Genomic DNA, 20,441 nt, shown 5'->3' with positions numbered 1-20,441 from the left:
TTTGGCCCCGTGACCGGCGGACCCGGCGGCCCGACGGTCTACGACCCGTACTCGCTGCCCTCCGACGACAACGTGAACGCGTACACCTTCTGCGTGGAGCTCAAGGGGAGCCAGTGGTTCCTGCAGAAGGGCAAGATGATCTCGTACTACGGGAGCATCGAGTTCAACGGCATCGGCAACGGCCGCTTCGACCGGCTGCTGCGCACCAGCTTCCACTCGCCGCTGCACGCGAGCGACTGGGTGGTGGCCGAGGGGCAGGGCAAGATGCTCCTGGCCGACCGGGCCTTCGACGTGAACTCGTACGACCTGGAGAACGGGAACCTGACGATCCGGTCAGGCAACCTGCTCGCGTACCAGCCCTCCCTCGCCCTGAAGCAGTCGATCGTCCCGGGCTTCCTGACGCTGATCGGCACCGGAAAGTTCGTGGCGGCCTCCAACGGGCCGGTGGTGTTCATGGAGCCCCCGCTGCGCGTGGACCCGCAGGCGCTGGTGGGCTGGGCGGACTGCCCCTCTCCGTGCCACCACTACGATCACGGCTACATGTCGGGCGTGATGGGCGGCCTGCGCTCGCTGGCGGGCATCGGCGGCGCCTCGGGCGAGGAGCACCAGTTCGAGTTCGTCGGGGCGGGCACGGTGCTGCTGCAGTCGTCGGAGATGCTGATGGCGGAGCAGGCGGTCGGCACGGTCGGCGCCGGTGCGGCCACGGGCAACGCGCAGGGCGTTCCGGGGGCCGGCCACGGCTCCGTGGGCGTGCCGCGGATGCCGGGGCAGCTGGGTGATCTCCAGCGCCGCCTCGGACTGTGACGCCCCAGCAGACCCCCATCTTTGTACGTAATTCAACTTCTTAGGTAGAGTTCATTCATGGAGACCATGGAGACCGAGACGGCCACCAGGTGGCTGACCGACGCCGAGCAGTGCGCCTGGCGCACCCACCTGGACGTCAGCAGACTGCTGATGCACCAGCTGGAAAAGGATCTCCAGCCCTTCGGACTCACCAACAACGACTACGAGATCCTCGTGAACCTCTCGGAGTCGCCGGAGCACCGGATGCGCATGAGCGATCTCGCGACCGCCACCCTGCAGTCCAAGAGCCGGCTGTCCCACCAGATCACGCGCATGGAGGCGGCGGGCCTGGTCCGCCGCGTGAACTGCGAGTCCGACCGCCGCGGCCTGTTCGCGGTGCTCACGGACGAGGGCATGGACATGATGCGCAAGGTCGCCCCGCACCACGTGGCGTCCGTCCGCCGGCACTTCATCGACCTGCTGCCGCCGGAGGCCCTGGCGGCGCTGCGCGAGTCGCTGGACCCGGTGGCGGACCACCTGCGCGGCACCCGCGGCAAGGCCTGACCCGGCCGCCCCGGAGGGCGCCGGACGGCGATCGGCCCGACAATGGCTGGGAACGCTCGCTGCCGGCCGCCCGCCCGCAGGGCAACCGCAGGCGGTACGGCCGGCCTGAGGAGGTCCAGCCGATGAAGCGCAACGTGTACGTCTCCGCGGCCGCGGCCGTGGTCCTGATGGCGGGAGGCCCGGTGGCGGCCGCCGCAGCGGCATCCGCCGACACGGCGAGAACCGCCCCCGCGGCCGCTGTCCCCCAGGGCGATATCACGGCGGAGGCCGCGCTCGCCGCGGCCCTGCAGGACTACCCCGGAGTGGTCGAGTCCCTCGACTTCGACCGGGAGGACAAGGTCTGGCACGTCGACGTGATCACCAAGGACGGCAAGGGCCACGCCGAGCTGGATGTCGCCGCCGCGAGCGGCGCCGTCACCCGGCAGGACGTGGACACCGACGAGGACAGCAGCGAGCACAAGGATCTGCTCGCCGCCAAGGTCACCGCCGAGCAGGCCGCCAAGGCCGCCGCCGCTGCCCATCCGGGGCAGGTCCGGACGGTCGAGTGGGATTCCGCGGACGACGGCAGAGCCGCCTCCTGGCACGTCGAGGTGGAGGGCGCCGACGGCAAGACGTGGGACGCCTCCGTGGACGCCACGACCGGCAAGGCCACCACGCGGTCCGACTCCGGCAACGACCACGGCTGAACCGCGCAACGAGCTCTACGAGCTGTATGAAAGAGAGCCGCCCCCCGGGGCCCCGGGGCGCGGCTCTCTTTCATACAGCTCGTACAGCTCGTACAGCTCGTACAGCTCAGGCGGTTCGGTCAGGCGTTGGGACGCTTGCCGTGGTTCGCCTTCTTCTTCTTGCGTGCTCGCTTCTTGTTGCCGCGCTTGGCCATGAGCCGCTCCCTGAATCGGGGTAATCCGGGCGTTCGCCAGTCTAGGGGCGCCGCGCCGGTCCCGCATCAGGCTTCGGTCAGACTGCCCAGCAGGACGTCGGCGGCCGCGTACGGATCCAGCTCGCCCCCGGCCACCCGGGCCGCCAGCGCCTCCAGCCGGGAGTTCCCGTGCAGATCGGCCATCCGGGCCCGCAGGGAGGTCACCGCGATGGTCTCGACTTCGTGCGCCGCACGCGCCGTGCGCCGCTCCGCGAGCACCCCGTGCTCGTCCATCCACGCCCGGTGCTTCTCCAGCGCCTCGACGAGTTCGTCGATGCCCTGGGCCCGCGCCGCGACGGTCTTGATGATCGGAGGGCGCCAGTCGCCCGGCCCCCGGGCCTCCCCCAGGCCCAGCATGTGGTTGAGCTCCCGGGCCGTGGCGTCCGCGCCGTCCCGGTCGGCCTTGTTCACCACGTACACGTCGCCGATCTCCAGGATCCCGGCCTTCGCGGCCTGGATCCCGTCGCCCATCCCCGGCGCCAGCAGCACGACCGAGGTGTCCGCCTGAGCGGCGATCTCCACCTCCGACTGGCCGACACCGACCGTCTCGACCAGGATCACCTCGCACCCGGCCGCGTCCAGGACCCGGATCGCCTGCGGGGCGGCCCAGGCCAGACCGCCCAGGTGGCCCCGGGTGGCCATGGAGCGGATGTACACCCCCGGGTCGGAGGCGTGGTCCGACATGCGCACCCGGTCGCCGAGCAGCGCGCCGCCGGAGAACGGCGAGGACGGGTCGACGGCGAGGACGCCGACCCGCTTCCCGGCCTTGCGGTACGCCGACACGAGCGCCGAGGTCGAGGTCGACTTGCCGACGCCCGGCGACCCCGTCAGCCCCACCACGTACGCGTTGCCCGTCAGCGGGGCCAGCGCCGCCATCACCTCGCGCAGCTGCGGGGACGCCCCCTCCACCAGCGAGATCAGCCGGGCCACCGCTCTCGGCCTGCCCTCACGTGCCTGGGCCACCAGCTGGGGGACGTCCACCGCCGTCATACGTGCTGCGCTCCTCGGTTCTGATACGGGTACGGGTGGGTGCGGTACCCGGTTACGCCTGGGGCACGCGGACGATCAGGGCGTCGCCCTGGCCGCCGCCGCCGCACAGCGCGGCCGCGCCGACCCCGCCGCCGCGGCGCTTCAGCTCCAGCGCCAGGTGCAGCACCACGCGGGCACCGGACATGCCGATCGGGTGCCCCAGGGCGATGGCGCCGCCGTTGACGTTCACCTTTTCCGGGGTCACCCCGAGGTCCTTCATTGACTGCACGGCGACCGCCGCGAAGGCCTCGTTGATCTCGATGAGGTCCAGGTCGGCGACCTCCAGGCCGTCCTTCTTCAGGGCGTGCAGGATCGCGTTCGAGGGCTGCGACTGCAGCGAGTTGTCGGGGCCGGCCACGTTGCCGTGGGCGCCGATCTCGGCGAGCCACTCCAGGCCCAGCTCCTCGGCCTTGGCCTTGCTCATCACGACCACGGCGGCGGCGCCGTCGCTGATCTGCGAGGAGGTGCCGGCGGTGATCGTGCCGTCCTTCGCGAAGGCCGGGCGCAGCTTGCCCAGGGACTCGGCGGTGGTCTCCGCGCGGATGCCCTCGTCCTGGGAGAAGACGACCGGCTCGCCCTTGCGCTGCGGGATCTCGACCGGGGTGATCTCGGCCTCGAAGACGCCGTTCTTCTGCGCGGCCGCGGCCCGCTGGTGCGAGGAGGCGGCGAACTCGTCCTGCGGGGCGCGCTCGATGCCGAGGCGGGTGTTGTGCTTCTCGGTCGACTCGCCCATCGCGATGTTCTCGAAGGCGTCGGTGAGGCCGTCGTAGGCCATCGCGTCGAGCATCTCGATGGCGCCGTACTTGTAGCCCTCGCGCGACTTGGGCAGCAGGTGCGGGGCGTTGGTCATCGACTCCTGGCCGCCGGCGACCACGATGTCGAACTCACCGGCGCGGATCAGCTGGTCGGCCAGGGCGATCGCGTCCAGACCCGAGAGGCACACCTTGTTGATCGTGAGCGCGGGGACGTTCATCGGAATTCCGGCCTTGACCGCGGCCTGGCGCGCTGGAATCTGGCCAGCGCCCGCCTGGAGCACCTGGCCCATGATCACGTACTGCACCTGGTCGCCGGAGATCCCGGCCCGGTCCAGCGCGGACTTGATGGCGAACCCGCCGAGGTCGGCACCCGAGAAGGACTTCAGCGAACCGAGCAGCCGCCCCATGGGCGTGCGGGCCCCGGCGACGATCACTGAGGTGGTGTTGTTCGTTCCGGACATGAGGCACAGCCCCTTGAGGATGAGGAGTGAACGAGGGTTTACCTGAATGTACTGAGCAGTACCGGCGGCGTCACCGGGCTGTCGGTGTGATCGCTGGCACGTTGCGTGACCACCCCTCTCGGCGGTGCACTGGTCCCATGCTGACAAGGATCGACCACATCGGAATCGCCTGCTTCGACCTCGACAAGACCGTCGAGTTCTACCGTGCCACGTACGGCTTCGAGGTCTTCCACTCCGAGGTCAACGAGGAGCAGGGCGTTCGCGAGGCCATGCTCAAAATCAACGAGACGTCCGACGGCGGCGCCTCCTACCTCCAGCTGCTCGAGCCGACCCGGGAGGACTCGGCGGTGGGCAAGTGGCTGGCGAAGAACGGCGAGGGGGTCCACCACATCGCCTTCGGCACCGAGGACGTCGACGGCGACTCGGAAGCCATCCGCGGCAAGGGCGTCCGCGTCCTCTACGACCAGCCCCGCATCGGCTCCATGGGGTCCCGGATCACCTTCCTGCACCCCAAGGACTGCCACGGAGTCCTGACCGAGCTCGTCACCTCCAACCCCGACCACTGATGTCCCGTATCCCCGGCCGGTAGAGTGGCCATGGCTCGGCCGGGGTTCGGTGCGGAGACGGGGTCGGGGCCTGTGACCCCTGCCCCGGTATCTGACACCATTCCCCCGGGGGCGTCGTTCAGCGGGCGAGCGATGCTCATTGGGAGTGAGCTTGCGACCAGGGGACGGATGGGACCGCGCTGTGCGGGGCTACGAAAGCCAGGAGAGCCATCAGGCCGAGGCCGACCATCTCTCGCGCTTCGAGGCCGAGATGGAGCGGCTGAAGAAGGAGCGCGGGAAGGCCGTCCAGCACGCTGAGGACCTGGGATACCAGGTCGAGGTGCTGCGCGCCAAGCTCCACGAGGTGCGCCGTTCTCTGGCGTCCCGCCCCGCCTACGACGGCGCGGACATGGGGTACCAGGCGGAGCAGTTGCTCCGCAATGCCCAGATCCAGGCCGACCAGATGCGCTCCGACGCCGAGCGCGAGCTGCGCGACGCCCGGGCGCAGACCCAGCGCATCCTCCAGGAGCACGCCGAACACCAGGCACGCCTCCAGGCCGAACTGCACGCCGAGGCCGTCAACCGGCGCCAGCGCCTGGACCAGGAGCTCAACGAGCGCCGCCAGACCGTCGAGGCGCACGTCAACGAGAACGTGGCCTGGGCCGAGCAGCTGCGCGCCCGCACGGAGTCCCAGGCGCGCCGGCTCATGGAGGAGTCCCGCGCCGAGGCCGAGCAGTCCCTGAACGCCGCCCGTGCCGAGGCCGCCCGGGTCGCCGAGGAGACCCGGCGCCGGATCGCCGCCGACGCGGAGGCCTCCCGCGCGGAGGCCGAGTCCACCCTGCTGCGCGCCCGCAAGGAGGCCGAGCGGCTGCTGACCGCCGCCTCCGCCCAGGCCCAGGAGGCCACCGAGCACGCGGAGCGGCTTCGTTCCACCACCTCGGCCGAGGCGGAGCAGACCCGCCAGCAGACCCTCGACCTCGGCCGGGTGGCCGAGCAGCGGATCCAGGAGGCCGACGGAGCGCTGCGCGAGGCCCGCGCCGCGGCCGAGAAGGTGCTCGCGGAGGCCAAGGAGAGCGCCGCGCGGCAGCTCGCCTCGGCGGAATCCGTCAACGAGCAGCGCACCCGTACCGCCAAGGAGCAGGTGGCGCGGCTGGTCGGCGAGGCCACCAAGGAGGCCGAGGCCGTCAAGGCGGAGGCCGAGCAGGCCCTGGCCGATGCCCGTGCGGAGGCCGAGCGGCTGCGCACCGAGGCCGGCGAGCAGGCCCGTACGGCCGCGGCCGAGGACACCGCGGCGCAGCTGGCGAAGGCGGCCCGCACCGCAGAGGACGTACTGAACAAGGCCTCGGAGGACGCCCGGGCCACCACGAGGGCCGCGTCCGAGGAGGCCGAGCGGATCCGGCGCGAGGCCGAGGCGGAGGCCGAGCGGCTGCGCGCCCAGGCGGCGGCCACGGCCGACGAGCTCAAGGGCGCCGCGAAGGACGACACCGAGGAGTACCGGGCCCGTACGGTCGAACTCCAGGAGGAGGCCCGGCGGCTGCGCGGCGAGGCCGAGCAGCTGCGCGCGGAGGCCGTCGCCGAGGGCGAGCGGATCCGCGGGGAGGCCCGCCGCGAGGCGGTCCAGCAGATCGAGGAGGCGGCCAAGACCGCCGAGGAGCTCCTCGGCAAGGCCAAGGCGGACGCGGACGAGCTGCGCGGCGGGGCCAGCGCCGAGAGCGAGCGCGTCCGCGCCGAGGCCGTCGAGCGGGCCGGCACCCTGCGCCGGCAGGCCGAGGAGACCCTGGAGCGGACCCGCGCCGAGGCGGAGCGGCTGCGCGCCGACGCCGAGGAGCAGGCGGAGGCCGTACGGGCCGAGGCCGACGCGGCGGCGCTGGCCCGGCGTGCGGAGACCGAGCAGGCGCTGGCCGCCAAGCGCGCGGAGGCCGACGAGGAGCTCGTACGGCTGCACACGGACGCCGAGAGCCGGCTGACCACGGCCGAGCAGACCCTGCGCGACGCCAGGACGGCGGCGGAGGCCGTCCGCCGGGAGACGGGCGAGGAGACCGACCGGCTGCGCGCCGAGTCGGCGGAGCGGATCCGTACCCTCCAGACGCAGGCGGAGGCCGAGGCCGACCAGCTGCGCACCGACGCGGCCCAGGACGCCGGGCGGGTGCGCGCGGAGGCCGAGCAGGTCGCGGTGCGGCTGCGCGGCGAGGCCGAGGCCGAGGCGGAGCGGGTGCGCTCCGAGGCGCAGGAGACCGCGGACCGGCTGCGCGCCGAGGCGAAGGCGGCGGCCGAGCGGGTCGCCGAGGAGGCCGCGGAGGCGCTGGCCGCCGCGCAGGAGGAGGCAGCCCGGCGTCGCCGGGAGTCCGAGGAGACCCTGGCGTCGGCGCGGACGGATGCCGAGAGCGAGCGGGCCCAGGCCCGCGAGCAGAGCGAGGAGTTGCTGGCTGCGGCCCGCAAGCGTTCCGAGGAGGCGCAGGCCGAGGCGGCCCGGCTGACCGAGGAGGCCGAGCGGCGCGCGTCGGATCTGGTGGCGGCGGCGGAGGCCACCGCCCAGCAGGTGCGGGAGTCCGTGGCCGGTCTGCACGAGCAGGCCGAGGAGGAGGTCGCCGGACTGCGCAGCGCGGCCGAGCACGCGGCGCAGCGCACCCGGACCGAGGCCGAGGAAGAGGCCGCGCGGGTCCGCAGCGACGCGTACGAGGAGCGGGAGCGGGCCACCGAGGACGCCAACCGGATCCGCAGCGAGGCGCGTGCGGAGACGGACGCGGCGAAGGCGCTGGCCGAGCGGACGGTCGGCGACGCGATCGCCGAGGCGGAGCAGCTGCGCAGCGACACCGCGGAGTACGCCCAGCGGGTGCGCACCGAGGCCACGGACGCGCTGGCGGCGTCGGAGCGGGACGCGGCCCGGACCCGGGCGGACGCCCGGGAGGACGCGAACCGGATCCGCAGCGAGGCGGCGGCGGCCGCGGACGCCACCCGCGCGGAGGCGGGCGTCACGCTGGACGAGGCGCGTGCCGAGGCGAACCGGCTGCGGACCGAGGCGGCCGAGCAGGCGGACCGGCTCATCACCGAGGCCTCGTCGGAGGCCGAGCGGCTCACCGAGGAGACCCGGTCGGCGAACGAGGCGACGCTCGCCGAGGCGACGGCCAAGGCCGAACGGCTCACCAAGCAGGCGGCGGACACCCTGGCCGCGGCCGAGCGGGACGCCGCGCGGGTCCTCGTCGACGCCCGCACCGAGGGCGACCGGCTGGTCGACGAGACCCGCGCGGCCAACGAGCTCACGGTCGGCGAGGCCGCCGAGGAGGCCGGGCGGCTGCGCGCCGAGGCGGCGCGGACCCTGGACGACGCCCGGGCGGAGGGCGGCCGGATCATCGGCGAGGCCACCGCGGAGGCGGACCGCGTCACGGTCGCGGCGAACGAGACCCTGGCGAGCGCCGAGCGGGAGTCCGAGCAGACCCTGGACGAGGCGCGCGCCGAGGCCAACCGGCTGCGGACCGAGGCCGCCGAACAGGCGGACCGGCTCATCACCGAGGCCTCGAACGAGGCGGAGAAGCTCACCGCGCAGACCCGCAGGGACAACGAGCGCACGGTCGGCGAGGCCTCGAACGAGGCGGAGCGGCTGCGCGCGGAGGCGTCGGAGGCGCTGTCCTCGGCCCAGGAGCACGCGACCCGTACCCGGTCGGAGGCCGAGCGGGTCAAGGCGGAGGCCGCGGCCGAGGCGGAGCGCATGCGCGCGGAGGCCCGTACGGAGTCCGAGCGGCTGCTGGACGAAGCGCGCGAGGAGGCCAACAAGCGCCGGACCGAGGCCGCCGAGCAGGTCGACCGGCTCATCACGGAGGCCTCGGCGGAAGCCGAGAAGCTCACCGCCGAGGCGCAGCAGCAGGCGCTGGCCTCCACCACGGCGGCCGAGGAGCAGGCCGACGCGATGGTGGACGCGGCCCGCAAGGAGGCCGCGCGGATCACCTCGGAGGCGACCATCGAGGGCAACTCCCTGGTGGAGAAGGCCCGTACGGACGCGGACGAGCTGCTGGTCGGGGCGCGTTCGGACGCCTCGGCCATAAGGGAGCGGGCGGAGGAGCTGCGCGGCCGCGTCGAGGCCGAGGTCGAGGAGCTGCACGAGCGGGCCCGCCGGGAGTCGGCCGAGCAGATGAAGTCGGCCGGGGAGCGTGTGGACAAGCTGGTGCGCGCGGCGACCGAGCAGAGCGTCGAGGCCGAGGCGAAGGCCAAGGAGCTGGTGTCGGACGCGAGCAGCGAGGCGAGCAAGGTGCGCATCGCGGCGGTGCGCAAGGCGGAGGCGCTCCTGAAGGAGGCCGAGCAGAAGAAGGCCGAGCTGGCCCGCCAGGCCGAGAAGGCCCTGGCCGAGGCGAAGGCGGAGGCCGAACGGCTCGTCGAGGAGGGCCGCCGGGAGCTGGAGGTCCTGGTGCGCCGCCGCGAGGACATTCAGGCGGAGATCTCCCGTGTCCAGGACGTTCTTGAGGCGTTGGAATCATTCGAGGCGCCTTCGGGCGGCGGAAAGCCCGCGGTCGGCGGCCAGGGCGCGGGGGGCGTGAAGGCCGGCGCGGCAGCGGGGTCCACTCGTTCGGGTGGCAAGACGTCAGAGGGCTAGTCGGTGCACAGGACGTGTGCTCCTGATGGAGGTTCAGGCGAACGAGTGACAAGCAATCCGTCGCCTTGCCACTCAAAAGGGGTGTCATTGTCCAGATCAAACGTGGATTGACTCGATGACACGCCGCTCGGGCGCCTAGGATTCCCCTTAACACCTCACGTAGCACCTCATCGGTCTCATTCGACAGGAACCCCATGAGCGACACTTCCTCCCCCTTCGGCTTCGAGCTCGTGCGGCGTGGTTACGACCGTGGTCAGGTGGACGACCGCATTACCAAGCTGGTCTCCGACCGCGACAGCGCCCTTGGACGTATCAACTCTCTGGAAAAGCGGATCGAGGAGTTGCACCTCGAGACGCAGAACGCCCAGGCCCAGGTGACCGACGCGGAGCCGTCGTACGCCGGCCTCGGTGCCCGGGTCGAGAAGATCCTGCGCCTCGCGGAGGAGGAGGCGAAGGACCTGCGCGAGGAGGCCCGTCGCGCGGCCGAGCAGCACCGTGAGCTGGCCGAGTCGGCTGCCCAGCAGGTGCGCAACGACGCCGAGTCGTTCGCCGCCGACCGCAAGACGAAGGCGGAGGACGAAGGCGTCCGCATCGTCGAGAAGGCCAAGGGCGACGCCTCCACCCTGCGCGCCGAGGCCCAGAAGGACGCGGCCTCCAAGCGCGAGGAGGCCGACGCGCTCTTCGAGGAGACCCGCGCCAAGGCCGCCCAGGCCGCCGCGGACTTCGAGACCAACCTGGCCAAGCGCCGCGAGCAGTCCGAGCGCGACCTGGCCTCGCGTCAGGCGAAGGCGGAGAAGCGTCTCGCCGAGATCGAGCACCGCGCCGAGCAGCTGCGCCTGGAGGCCGAGAAGCTGCGTACGGACGCGGAGCGCCGGGCACGCCAGACGGTGGAGACCGCGCAGCGCCAGGCCGAGGACATCGTGGCCGACGCCAACGCCAAGGCGGACCGTATCCGCAGCGAGTCCGAGCGCGAGCTGGCGGCGCTCACCAACCGCCGCGACTCGATCAACGCGCAGCTGACCAACGTCCGCGAGATGCTGGCGACGCTGACCGGTGCGGCGGTCGCGGCCGCCAACCCGATCGTCGACGACGAGCCGGTCACCCGCGGCGTTCCGGCGCAGCAGAGCCGCTAGCGGATCCGGGGTCGGAACCGCTCGACCCCCAGGGGCCGATCGAGGGCCGTACGTCACCTGTTTGAGGTGGCGTACGGCCCTTCGGCGTTCTAGCGTGGCCCGCATGATCGAGCTTGAGGGCCTTACGAAACGATTCGGCGCGAAGACCGCCGTGGACCACCTCAGCTTCCAGGTCAGACCGGGGGTGGTGACCGGCTTCCTCGGCCCCAACGGGGCGGGCAAGTCGACGACCATGCGCATGATGCTCGACCTCGACAACCCGACCAGCGGTACGGTCCGGATCGACGGGAAGCACTACCGGGACCTGCCGGAGCCGTTGAAGTACATCGGGGCGCTGCTGGACGCCAAGTCCATGCACGGTGGACGCAGCGCCTACAACAACCTGCTCTGCCTCGCCGAGTCGAACCGGATCCCGAAGAGCCGGGTCGGGGAGGTCCTGGACCTGGTCGGGCTGACGCCCGTGGCGAAGAAGAAGTCCAAAGGATTTTCCCTGGGCATGGGGCAGCGGCTGGGAATCGCCTCTGCCCTGCTCGGTGATCCGGAAATCCTGATGTTCGACGAGCCCGTCAATGGTCTGGACCCGGAGGGAATTCTCTGGATCAGGAATTTGATGAAGGCGCTGGCGGCGGAGGGCCGGACGATCTTCGTCTCCTCTCATCTGATGAGCGAAATGGCGCTGACGGCAGACCATTTGGTCGTCATCGGGCAGGGAAAGCTGCTGGCAGACCTGTCGATGGCCGATTTCATCCACCAGAACTCCCGCAGCTACGTCCGGCTGCGCTCGCCCCAGCAGGAGCGGCTCAAGGACGTCCTGCACGAGGCGGGGATCGACGCCGTCAGCGTCCCGGCCACCGGCGCGCTCGAGATCGACGGCGTGGGCCCGGAGCGGCTCGGTGAACTGGCCGCCCAGCACCGGATCGTGCTGCACGAACTCAGCCCGCAACGGGCCTCACTGGAGGAAGCGTTCATGCGCATGACGGCGGACTCCGTCGAGTACCACGCCCACGCGCCGGGGGTACCGGGCGCCGCGGGCATCCCGGGTGTCCCGGTCATCCCGGCGGGCATGGCCCCCGACAACCCGGCCCGGCCGGCCGACGTGCCCGCCTGGGGCGCCGGCTCCGGCTTCGAGGCGCAGCGCAAGGGCGGCGAGTGACCATGTCCTCCTTCCCCGCCGTCCTCAAGTCCGAGTGGACGAAGATCCGTACGGTCTCCTCCACCCTCTGGACCCTGGCCGCAGCCCTCATCGTCACGGTCGGCATCAGCGCCGCCCTGTGCGCGCTCGTCAACAGCACCTTCCAGGACATGCCCGCCGAGGAGAGGGCCACCTTCGACCCGACCCTGACCAGCTTCGCCGGGATGACCCTCGGCCAGCTCGCCATGATCGTCTTCGGCGTCCTGGTCGTCGGCACCGAGTACAGCTCGGGCATGATCCGCACCTCGCTGGCCGCCGTGCCCCGGCGCGGCAGCTTCCTCTTCGGCAAGCTGCTCGTCGCGACCGGTCTCGCGCTGGTCGTCGGGCTGGTCACGAGCTTCCTGTCGTTCTTCCTCGGACAGGCCATCCTGGGCGACCGCAGCATCGCCATCGACGCGCCGAACGTCCTGCGCGCGGTGATCGGCGCCGGCCTCTACATGGCGATGATCGCCCTGTTCTCGATGGGCGTGGCCACCATGCTGCGCAGCTCGATGCTGGCGCTCGGCATCCTGATGCCGTTCTTCTTCCTGGTCTCGAACATCCTGGGCGTGGTGGAGGCGACCCGGAAGGTCGCCCAGTACTTCCCGGACCAGGCCGGATCCAAGATCATGCAGGTCATCCCGGGGGCCATGGGCAGCGAGCCGCCGCCGTACGGCCCGTGGGGCGGCTTCGGGATCATGGCCCTCTGGACGCTGGCCGCGGTACTCGGGGGCTACCTCGTCCTCCGTAAGAGGGATGCCTGACCTCCTGCGGACGTACTACGGGAGATCCCCGGGTCGGTCTCAGGGGTGGCTCAGGGATCGGCCCGGGACGGAACCGCGGGGGACTCGATATCCTCTTAATCCTTACGCGGGCGAGAGTCGTCCCGGCCTGGTAAGGGGCAGTTCAATGATCGAGGCAGTCGGCCTGACCAAGCGCTTCGGCGCCAAGACCGCCGTCGACCAGCTGTCGTTCCAGGTCAAGCCGGGTCACGTGACCGGTTTCCTGGGGCCGAACGGCTCTGGGAAATCCACCACCATGCGCATGATCGTCGGCCTCGACCGGCCCACGGCCGGTCATGTGACGATCAACGGCCGCCCCTTCCGGGAGCTGCCGAACGCCCAGCGGCACGTCGGAGCCCTGCTCGACGCCAAGGCCGTGCACGGCGGCCGCCGGGCCCGCACCCACCTGCTCTCCATCGCCCAGCTCTCGGGGATCCCGGAGAAGCGGGTGGACGAGGTGCTGGCCGTGGTCGGCCTCCAGGACGTCGCCCGGCAGCGGACGAAGGGCTTCTCGCTCGGCATGGGCCAGCGGCTCGGCATCGCCACCGCCCTGCTCGGGGACCCGCAGGTGCTGCTGTTCGACGAGCCGGTCAACGGGCTGGACCCCGAGGGCATCCTCTGGGTCCGCAACCTCATGCGCCGGCTCGCCGCCGAAGGCCGCACCGTCCTCGTCTCCTCGCACCTGATGAGCGAGATGGCGCTGACCGCCGACCACCTGATCGTGATCGGCCGCGGCCGCCTGCTGGCCGACATGGGCACCCAGGAGTTCATCACGCACAACTCGGCCGGATTCGCTCGGGTGCGCACGGCCGACACCGATCCCCGTGGCCGGGACGCGCTGGGTACGACCCTCACCGGCGCGGGCGGGCGGGTCCTCCAGGAGCCCGACGGAGCACTGCGCGTGACCGGCCTGGAGCTCCCCCGCATCTCGGACCTCGCCCACGAGGCCGGCGTACGGCTCTGGGAGCTGTCACCGCACCGGGCCTCGCTGGAGGAGGCGTACATGCGGATGACCCAGTCCTCCCTGGAATACACCTCCACCGACGACCCGCGGGCCGAGCTGTGGGAGCCCGAACCGCTGACCGTCCCCGCCTGGGAGGACGGGCCGGCCGCCCCCGAGGTCCCGCAGACGGGCTTCTACGCGCCTCCGCCGCCCGGAGCCGGCGGCCGGCCCTTCCTGATGCCGAGCGACCCCGGCGAACTCGCGCGGGCCGCCCGGAACACCACCGCAGACAGCCAAGAGGACTCCCGATGACCGGCCCCACGCCCACCGGCGCCACGCCCCGCGGCGCGACGACGACCGCGGAGGGGCAGCCGCAGGGCTACAGCTCGCCGATGCCCACCCCGCGGCCGCACCTGGGACACGCCCTGGCCTCGGAGTGGACCAAGCTGGTCTCGGTCCGCTCCACCCTGTGGACGCTCGGCTCCCTCGTGCTGACCGTCGTGGGCATCGGGCTGCTCTTCGTCGTGCAGACCAGTTCCCGGGACTACGTGGAGATCTCCTTCACCACGCCCGCCCTGTTCGGCCTGCTGGTCGGGCAGATCGCGGTGATGGTCCTCGGCGTCCTGACGATCACCTCGGAACACGCCAGCGGGCTGGTGCGGACCACCTTCACCGCCGCCCCGGAGCGGCACCGCGTGCTGACGGCGAAGTACCTCGTCTTCAGCATCACGGCCTTCCTCGCCATCGCCATGTCGGTGTTCCTCGTCGGGGTTTCCGCGGCCCTGGTGCACAACGGCTCCGCCGCCGGGGTGCACGCGCTCGGCGAGTGGTTCGGCGCGCTGACGGGCTGCCTCTACGTCACCCTGCTCGGGGTGCTCGCCCTCGCCGTCGGGGCGCTGGTGCGGCATTCCGCCGGGGCGATCGCCGTGATGCTGGGCGTCGTCACGCTGCCGCCGGTGATAGGCGGGATGCTCAGCATCTGGGAGGCGTCCGCGCCCATCGGACAGACGGTCCTCGAGCACAACGCGCCGGTGGCGCTGATGCAGCTGTTCGGCATGCGGGAGACCGCGAGCGGCGGGCCGATGCCCAGCCAGCTCTCCCACATGGTGATCATCCTGCTGATCACCGGCGCGGCGGTGGCCGCCTCGTACGCGACGGTCGCCCGCCGGGACGTCTAGTACTTGGGTGCATTACGGGACCGCTGCACCTTCGAGGTGCGGCGGTCCTTCGCGTTCCAGCAGGCCTTGTGCCAGTGGCGCCGGTCGTCCACGCCGCCGTACTCCGGCCAGGCCACCAGGTGCGGGGTGCCGGAGGGGATCTCCTGGTCGCAGCCCGGGCAGCGGTAGCGCTTGCCCGCCGCGCTCGCGCCCGCGACGTGCCGGACCTTCCACTCCTCGCCCTGGTACTCCTCGGTGCGCTCCAGCCCGTAGCGGTCGAAACCGGTGCTGGGGCGTTCGTCCGGAGTCTCGCCGCCCCTGGGGCGGTTGTGGCGCGGTGACACGTATACCTCACGGAAGGGCGGACGGCAGTGACTTTCTCCCAGACTACGCGCAGCGAGGCGGGGTACCCGCAGGGTGGCTGGGGAAGGGCGGTCCCCCGAAGGTGACTGGCCCGACAATCCCAATAACTTTCGTGTCAGCCCGTGCCTTTGGCACGTGTCAGACGTTGTTGCCATAGGAAGAACCGGTCCACCTGGGGAGGCCGCGTCAGCCGCGAGGAGGGTAAAGGCGATGCGCGTAGGAGCATTTGTACTGGCGGCCCAGTTCCCGGGTCAGGGGCAGGGAGAGGCGCTGCACCGGGCGGTGCGGACCGCCGAAGTGGCCGAACAGGCCGGGCTGGACTCGGTCTGGCTCGCCGAACACCACTTCGTCCCGTACGGGGTCTGCCCCTCGGCGGTGACCCTGGCGGCCCTGCTGCTGGGCCGGACCCGGCGGCTGCGCGTGGGCACGGCGGTCAGCGTGCTGCCGAGCACGCACCCCGTGACCCTCGGCGAGCAGGCGGCGCTGCTGCACCTGACCTCGGGCGGGCGGTTCACCCTCGGGGTGGGCCGGGGCGGGCCGTGGGTCGACCTGGAGGTGTTCGGGGGCGGCCTGGACGCGTACGACAACGGCTTCCCGGAGTCCCTGGACCTGCTGCGGCGCTGGCTGACGGAGGCGCGGGTGGGAACCGCCGGCGAGCGGTACGGATTCCGCGAGGTGGCCGTCGTACCGCGCCCCTCGGAGGCCCTGGACGGGGACGGGGCGGGCCCGGAGGTCATCGTGGCCTGCACTTCTCCCACGTCGGTACGGATGGCCGCGCGGCGGGGGCTGCCCATGCTGCTCGGCATGCACTGCGGGGACGAGGACAAGGCCGGCATGGTGGCGCTGTGGCGGTCCACGGCACTGGCGGCGGGCCACTCCCGGGAGTACGTCGACGGCGCGGGCCACGTCTCCGCCGGGGTCTGCCAGCTGGCCGACCGTACGGCGGACGCGCGCGAGACGCTGCTGAAGGCGCTGCCGGGCTGGCTCAAACAGGGTCTGGACGCGCATGTGACGGTGGACGGCCGGGTGCGCGCGATGCGGGACCCGGTCGCGTACACGGAACTCCTGTGCGATCTGCACCCGGTGGGCACACCGGAACTGGCCGTGGACCGGCTGGCGGTCACCTCCGAGCGGACCGGCATCACGCGCTTCGCCCTCCTGACGGAGGGCTCCGGCGATCTCGCCGCGACGGAGGAGAACGTACAGCGCCTCGGCACCGAAGTCCTGCCCCGTCTCGGCTGAGACCTACCGGCCGGCGCTGCCGGGTGCCGTCCGGCCCGGTCGACCGGACGGCACTCTTAGCAGTCCCGCAGCCCGGGCGACTGGTTGAGCAGCTGACCACGGATCGAAGTGAACTTGGCCAGCCGGTCGTCCACCGAGGAGTCCAGCGGGAACACCGCCACCCGGTGACAGTTCTGGAACGCCAGGCGCACTCCGAAGTGCCGCTGCAGAGCACCGCGTATCGCGTCGCTCGCGAGCGCGCGCAGCAGCTGCCCGCGCGCCTGCTCGTCGGGCGGCGGCGTCTGGTTGTCGGCGAACTGTCCGCCGTCCACCTTCAACTGGGCCACCAGCGAGCTGATCATCCCCCATGCGTAAGGCAGGGAGGTCCGGACGCAGTCGACGAAAGCCGCTTCGTCGACCTCGCCTCGCTCGGCCTGTTCGAGTAGGGCCGGTGAGACGTCGAGCGACATGGGTTCTCCTCTCGTGACCCCGGCCGATTGGGTTGCCGGAGTCTTACGGGCAGGGAAGGAGGCCGCGACGCAGCGTGCACGCTCCGCAACCTCCCGCTCACCACGGTAGGCGCCCCACGGGTGACGCACCAGGAGAATGCGCATACAACGCGCCATCGGCGAAGGGGGCTTTCAGGGGCGAATCGCGTGGAGAGCCGTCCGTCGAGTAGCGTTGCCGACCATGCGTCTCGTCATTGCCCGCTGCTCCGTCGACTACGCGGGCCGGCTCACCGCCCATCTGCCCTCGGCACCCCGTCTGATCCTCGTGAAGGCCGACGGCAGTGTCTCGATCCACGCGGACGACCGGGCGTACAAACCGCTCAACTGGATGTCGCCCCCGTGCACCCTCAAAGAGGGGAGCGGTGACGACGCCGGCGTGTGGACCGTCGTCAACAAGGCGGGTGAGAAGCTCATCATCACCATGGAGGAAGTCCTCCACGACTCCTCCCACGAGCTCGGCACCGACCCGGGGCTCATCAAGGACGGCGTGGAAGCACACCTCCAGGAGCTCCTCGCGGACCGCATCGACACGCTGGGCGAGGGCTACACGCTGATCCGGCGCGAGTACATGACGGCGATCGGGCCGGTGGACATCCTGTGCCGGGACGCCTCCGGCGCGACGGTGGCCGTGGAGATCAAGCGGCGCGGCGAGATCGACGGCGTCGAGCAGCTGACCCGCTACCTGGAACTGCTGAACCGCGACCCGCACCTGGCCCCGGTCCGCGGGATCTTCGCGGCCCAGGAGATCAAGCCGCAGGCCAAGGTCCTGGCGACGGACCGCGGGATGGACTGCGTGGTCCTGGACTACAACGCGCTGCGCGGCATCGAGGACGACAAGCTGCGGCTGTTCTGACCCGCTGCTCTTCGCGTCACCATGGCTCCGTCCCGAGGGACGGAGCCATTGCGCGTTCAGGGACCGGTGGCGGTGGCCGTCGCCGTGCCCGTACCCGTGCCCGTGGTGGCCGTCGGCGACGGCTGGGCGGTCTCCGTCGGCGTCGGCGAGGCAGACGGCTCCGCGGAGGTCGGCGGCGGCGAGACCGGCGAGGAGGCCGGGGGCTGCGGCGGGGTGGACTGCGGGCGGCGCGAGGGCGTACGGGACGGGGTACGGCCCGGGGTCGAGCCGGTGGTCTCCCCCGGGGCGGCGGACTGCGACGGCTGCGGGGCGGCCGGGTCGGAGGGCGCCGGTGCAGGATCGTTCCCGCTGGACTCCGGTACCGCCGCCGGAGCCGTCCGCGCCGGGGTGGACGACGCCGCCGGACTCTGCGTCGCGGGCGGCGCCGAGGTGTCCGAGGAGCTCAGCGCGAGGCTCACCACCGTGCCCAGCGCGACCACCGTGAGCGCGCCCGCACCGGCCAGCAGCACCCGGCGCCGACGGGCGGCCGCGCCGGCGCGGGCCGGTTCGGCGGCGGTGGGACGGGGGGCTGCGGCGGGCTCCGGCTTCGGCTTCGGCTTCGGCGACATCGGGAAGGCGTCCTCGAACACCTCCGAGAGGGTCGTGGGCGCCTCGGGGCGCCGGATGACGGGCACCACCGGGGCCACCCGTGTCACGGCCTCGGAGACGGCGGCGGAAACGGCAGGGACGACGGGGGCGACTGCGGCCCTGGGGGCGCCCGAGCCGGGTCCGGCGGCCGAACCGGCCGCCCCGGCCGGGCCGTGCCCCGCGGTCACGCCGGGCGCGGCAGCCGGACCGGGCACGACGGCCGAGCCGGAACCGGCGGACGCGGCGGAACCGCCGGACGACGAGCCCGCGGGCAGCGCCGCAGGTGCCGCGGCCGGGGCGATGGCCGGCGGCTCGAGCCGCAGCGGCGGCGACACCACGACCTCGGCGGCGGCCTCCCGGTCCACGACCAGCGCCAGCGCCCTGCGGCCCGCCACGGTGCCCCGCTTGTCGGCCAGCGCCCCGCGCAGCCCGATCGAGGTCTCCAGCTCCGCCCGCGCCCGGTCCAGGCGTCCCTCGCACAGGGCGAGCACGCCGAGTTCGTGGTGGAAGTACGCCTGCTCGGCGACCTCCCCGGCCTTGCGCGCGGCCTCCGCGCCCGAGCGCAGCACCCGCTCCCACGCCTCCCAGTGCAGCGAGGCCGCGAACGCCGGGGCCGCCGTCCGCGCGAGGAGTACGGCGGCCACCACGTCCGCACCGGACAGGGCGCACAGCACCGCGTCCGCCTCGGACGCGATCCGCTCCGGCGTCACCGAGGAGTGACCGGTCCACCAGGCGTAGTGCCGGGCGGCCGTACGGGCCTCCTCGGCCGCGGTGTCCCCGTACCCGACCTCCTCCAGCTGCCGGGCGACGCCCGCGGCCAGCCTGTAGCGCGTGCCGACCGGCGTCAGCAGCCCGCAGTCGAGCAGTTCCGCCACCGCCGAGTCGGCGTGGGTGTCCCCCACCAGCGCCGGCAGGTGCGCGTGGTGCGGCAGCTCCCCGCCCAGCGCGCAGGCGATCCGCAGGGCGGCGCGCCCCGACTCGCTGACCCGCGAGGCCAGCAGCTCCGCGGGGGCCGCGCCCTCGGCGAGCGTGGGCAGCGGCACCTCCACGGCGTCGCGGGGGCGCTCGTCGAAGACGCCGGGCTCCTCCTCGTCGTCGTCCTCGCCGGTGTGGTTGAGCTCGTCCCGCTGCCGCAGCAGCGCGGCGGCCTGTACGAAGCGCAGCGGGAGCCCTTCGGAGGCGAACCGCAGGTCGGACGCCCAGGCGGTCTCCAGGTCGGTCAGCGGCCGGCCGAGGCGCGTCTCCAGCAGCTCCAGGCAGTCGGCCTTGCCCAGCCCGCCGAGGAAGACCTCCTCGAGGTGCGAGTCGTCGGAGGGAGAGCGGATCTCGGGGGTCGCGGCCAGCAGGTACGCGCACTCGGGGGTGGCGTGCAGCAGCTCGTCGAGGGCGGGCCCGCCCATCTCCAGGTCGTCGAGGAGGACGATGGCGCCGATGTCCCGTACGCGGGCCAGGAGTTCGATCCGGTCGGGCCGCTGGTCCGAGGCCGCGTACACGGTCGCGTACAGGGCGTGGAGCAGCTCGGCGGGCTGCTGGTGCCCGTAGCCGGAGAGCCGTACGACGCCGTCGGGGGCGAGTCCCGCGCACTGGGCGGCGACCGCGTCGAGCAGGGCGGTACGGCCGGAGCCTGAGGGTCCGGTCAGGCGTACGGACCGCCCCCGGCCCAGCAGCCGTACGAGCCGCTCGCACTCCTCCTCGCGCTCCAGCAGCGGCCTCGCGGCGGCGGGAGCACCGGGCGGTACGGGCGGCCGGGTGGCGGCGTCCCGGGCGGCGCGGGCGGCCGCGTCGCGCTTGGCGGGGCGGCCGGGGCGGACACCGGGGCGGAGCGGCTCGATCTCGCTGCCGTCGACCGGGTTGACGGTGAGCGTGAACTCGCCGGCCGTGAGGGTGACGACCCGGGCGGGCGCCACGGGCGCGGGCACGGCCGGGGCGGAGAGCGCGGGTGCGGGCAGCTCGGCAGCGCCCCCGGACTGCTCCCCCGGAGTGCCCTGCCGCTGTATGTGGTCCATGACCATGTCCCCCGATCGCGCCGTGCGCCTCGCCG

General features: G+C 72.6%; 18 protein-coding genes. 12 read left to right on the top strand and 6 right to left on the bottom strand.

Annotated features, from left to right (window positions below; genetic code table 11):
- The first annotated feature begins 9 nt into the window (after positions 1-9).
- The 3 genes from ACIPUC_RS22740 to ACIPUC_RS22730 all read left to right on the top strand — a co-directional run bounded on the left by ACIPUC_RS22740 (position 10) and on the right by ACIPUC_RS22730 (position 2,033).
- Entirely contained in the window at positions 10-804 is a 795-nt protein-coding gene (locus tag ACIPUC_RS22740; RefSeq protein WP_446591896.1) for an AIM24 family protein, read from the top strand.
- 66 nt (positions 805-870) lie between these two features.
- A complete protein-coding gene (locus tag ACIPUC_RS22735) occupies positions 871-1,347 on the top strand; it encodes a MarR family winged helix-turn-helix transcriptional regulator (protein WP_446591895.1) in 477 nt (158 codons plus the stop codon).
- Between the two features lie 122 nt (positions 1,348-1,469).
- Positions 1,470-2,033, top strand: coding sequence for a PepSY domain-containing protein (locus ACIPUC_RS22730; protein ID WP_446591688.1), 564 nt, complete (start codon positions 1,470-1,472; stop codon positions 2,031-2,033).
- A 119-nt stretch (positions 2,034-2,152) separates the two neighbouring features.
- Here the strand turns inward: ACIPUC_RS22730 and ACIPUC_RS22725 are convergent, their stop codons facing one another.
- The 3 genes from ACIPUC_RS22725 to ACIPUC_RS22715 form a co-directional block, all read right to left on the bottom strand.
- Positions 2,153-2,227, bottom strand: coding sequence for a 50S ribosomal protein bL37 (locus ACIPUC_RS22725; protein ID WP_099895366.1), 75 nt, complete (start codon positions 2,225-2,227; stop codon positions 2,153-2,155).
- A gap of 66 nt (positions 2,228-2,293) precedes the next feature.
- Positions 2,294-3,256 (bottom strand): methylmalonyl Co-A mutase-associated GTPase MeaB, encoded by a 963-nt coding sequence (gene meaB, locus ACIPUC_RS22720; RefSeq protein ID WP_446591687.1) that lies wholly within the window; start codon positions 3,254-3,256, stop codon positions 2,294-2,296.
- 52 nt (positions 3,257-3,308) lie between these two features.
- A complete protein-coding gene (locus ACIPUC_RS22715) occupies positions 3,309-4,511 on the bottom strand; it encodes an acetyl-CoA C-acetyltransferase (protein ID WP_446591685.1) in 1,203 nt (400 codons plus the stop codon).
- Between the two features lie 137 nt (positions 4,512-4,648).
- On the opposite strand from ACIPUC_RS22715, the gene mce reads away from it, so the two are divergent.
- The 7 genes from mce (at position 4,649) to ACIPUC_RS22680 (ending at position 14,848) form a co-directional block, all read left to right on the top strand.
- Positions 4,649-5,077 (top strand): methylmalonyl-CoA epimerase, encoded by a 429-nt coding sequence (mce, locus tag ACIPUC_RS22710; protein WP_446591683.1) that lies wholly within the window; start codon positions 4,649-4,651, stop codon positions 5,075-5,077.
- A gap of 181 nt (positions 5,078-5,258) precedes the next feature.
- Entirely contained in the window at positions 5,259-9,641 is a 4,383-nt protein-coding gene (gene scy / locus ACIPUC_RS22705; RefSeq protein WP_446591681.1) for a polarized growth protein Scy, read from the top strand.
- Between the two features lie 194 nt (positions 9,642-9,835).
- On the top strand, positions 9,836-10,774 hold the full coding sequence (locus tag ACIPUC_RS22700; protein ID WP_446591679.1) for a cellulose-binding protein: 939 nt from the start codon (positions 9,836-9,838) through the stop codon (positions 10,772-10,774).
- Between the two features lie 103 nt (positions 10,775-10,877).
- Positions 10,878-11,927: an ABC transporter ATP-binding protein gene (locus tag ACIPUC_RS22695; protein ID WP_446591677.1), complete on the top strand. Its 1,050-nt coding sequence runs from the start codon at positions 10,878-10,880 to the stop codon at positions 11,925-11,927.
- A 2-nt stretch (positions 11,928-11,929) separates the two neighbouring features.
- Complete coding sequence (locus ACIPUC_RS22690; RefSeq protein WP_446591675.1) at positions 11,930-12,709, top strand: ABC transporter permease subunit; 780 nt, start codon at positions 11,930-11,932, stop codon at positions 12,707-12,709.
- A 145-nt stretch (positions 12,710-12,854) separates the two neighbouring features.
- Positions 12,855-13,982, top strand: a complete 1,128-nt coding sequence (locus ACIPUC_RS22685) for an ABC transporter ATP-binding protein (RefSeq protein WP_446591673.1) — start codon at positions 12,855-12,857, stop codon at positions 13,980-13,982.
- Complete coding sequence (locus ACIPUC_RS22680; protein WP_446591672.1) at positions 13,979-14,848, top strand: ABC transporter permease; 870 nt, start codon at positions 13,979-13,981, stop codon at positions 14,846-14,848. The genes ACIPUC_RS22685 and ACIPUC_RS22680 overlap by 4 nt, the downstream gene beginning before the upstream one ends.
- On the opposite strand, the gene ACIPUC_RS22675 is transcribed toward ACIPUC_RS22680, so the two are convergent.
- Positions 14,845-15,171 (bottom strand): ATP/GTP-binding protein, encoded by a 327-nt coding sequence (locus tag ACIPUC_RS22675; protein WP_446591671.1) that lies wholly within the window; start codon positions 15,169-15,171, stop codon positions 14,845-14,847. The two genes, ACIPUC_RS22680 and ACIPUC_RS22675, sit on opposite strands and share 4 nt — an antisense overlap.
- Positions 15,172-15,400: 229 nt before the next feature.
- Between ACIPUC_RS22675 and ACIPUC_RS22670 the strand changes: the two genes are divergently transcribed.
- Positions 15,401-16,432: an LLM class flavin-dependent oxidoreductase gene (locus tag ACIPUC_RS22670; protein WP_446591670.1), complete on the top strand. Its 1,032-nt coding sequence runs from the start codon at positions 15,401-15,403 to the stop codon at positions 16,430-16,432.
- A gap of 56 nt (positions 16,433-16,488) precedes the next feature.
- Here the strand turns inward: ACIPUC_RS22670 and ACIPUC_RS22665 are convergent, their stop codons facing one another.
- A complete protein-coding gene (locus ACIPUC_RS22665) occupies positions 16,489-16,881 on the bottom strand; it encodes an SCO5389 family protein (RefSeq protein WP_446591669.1) in 393 nt (130 codons plus the stop codon).
- 220 nt (positions 16,882-17,101) lie between these two features.
- Here ACIPUC_RS22665 and nucS point away from each other — a divergent pair, with 220 nt between their 5' ends.
- Complete coding sequence (nucS, locus tag ACIPUC_RS22660) at positions 17,102-17,773, top strand: endonuclease NucS (RefSeq protein ID WP_446591668.1); 672 nt, start codon at positions 17,102-17,104, stop codon at positions 17,771-17,773.
- A gap of 56 nt (positions 17,774-17,829) precedes the next feature.
- Here the strand turns inward: nucS and ACIPUC_RS22655 are convergent, their stop codons facing one another.
- On the bottom strand, positions 17,830-20,406 hold the full coding sequence (locus ACIPUC_RS22655; RefSeq protein ID WP_446591667.1) for an ATP-binding protein: 2,577 nt from the start codon (positions 20,404-20,406) through the stop codon (positions 17,830-17,832).
- Positions 20,407-20,441: the final 35 nt, after the last annotated feature.

The organism is Streptomyces sp. LARHCF249 (genome assembly GCF_052871255.1).
The sequence above is the reverse complement of the archived record's forward strand: the minus strand, read 5'-3'. Positions and strand labels throughout refer to the sequence as shown.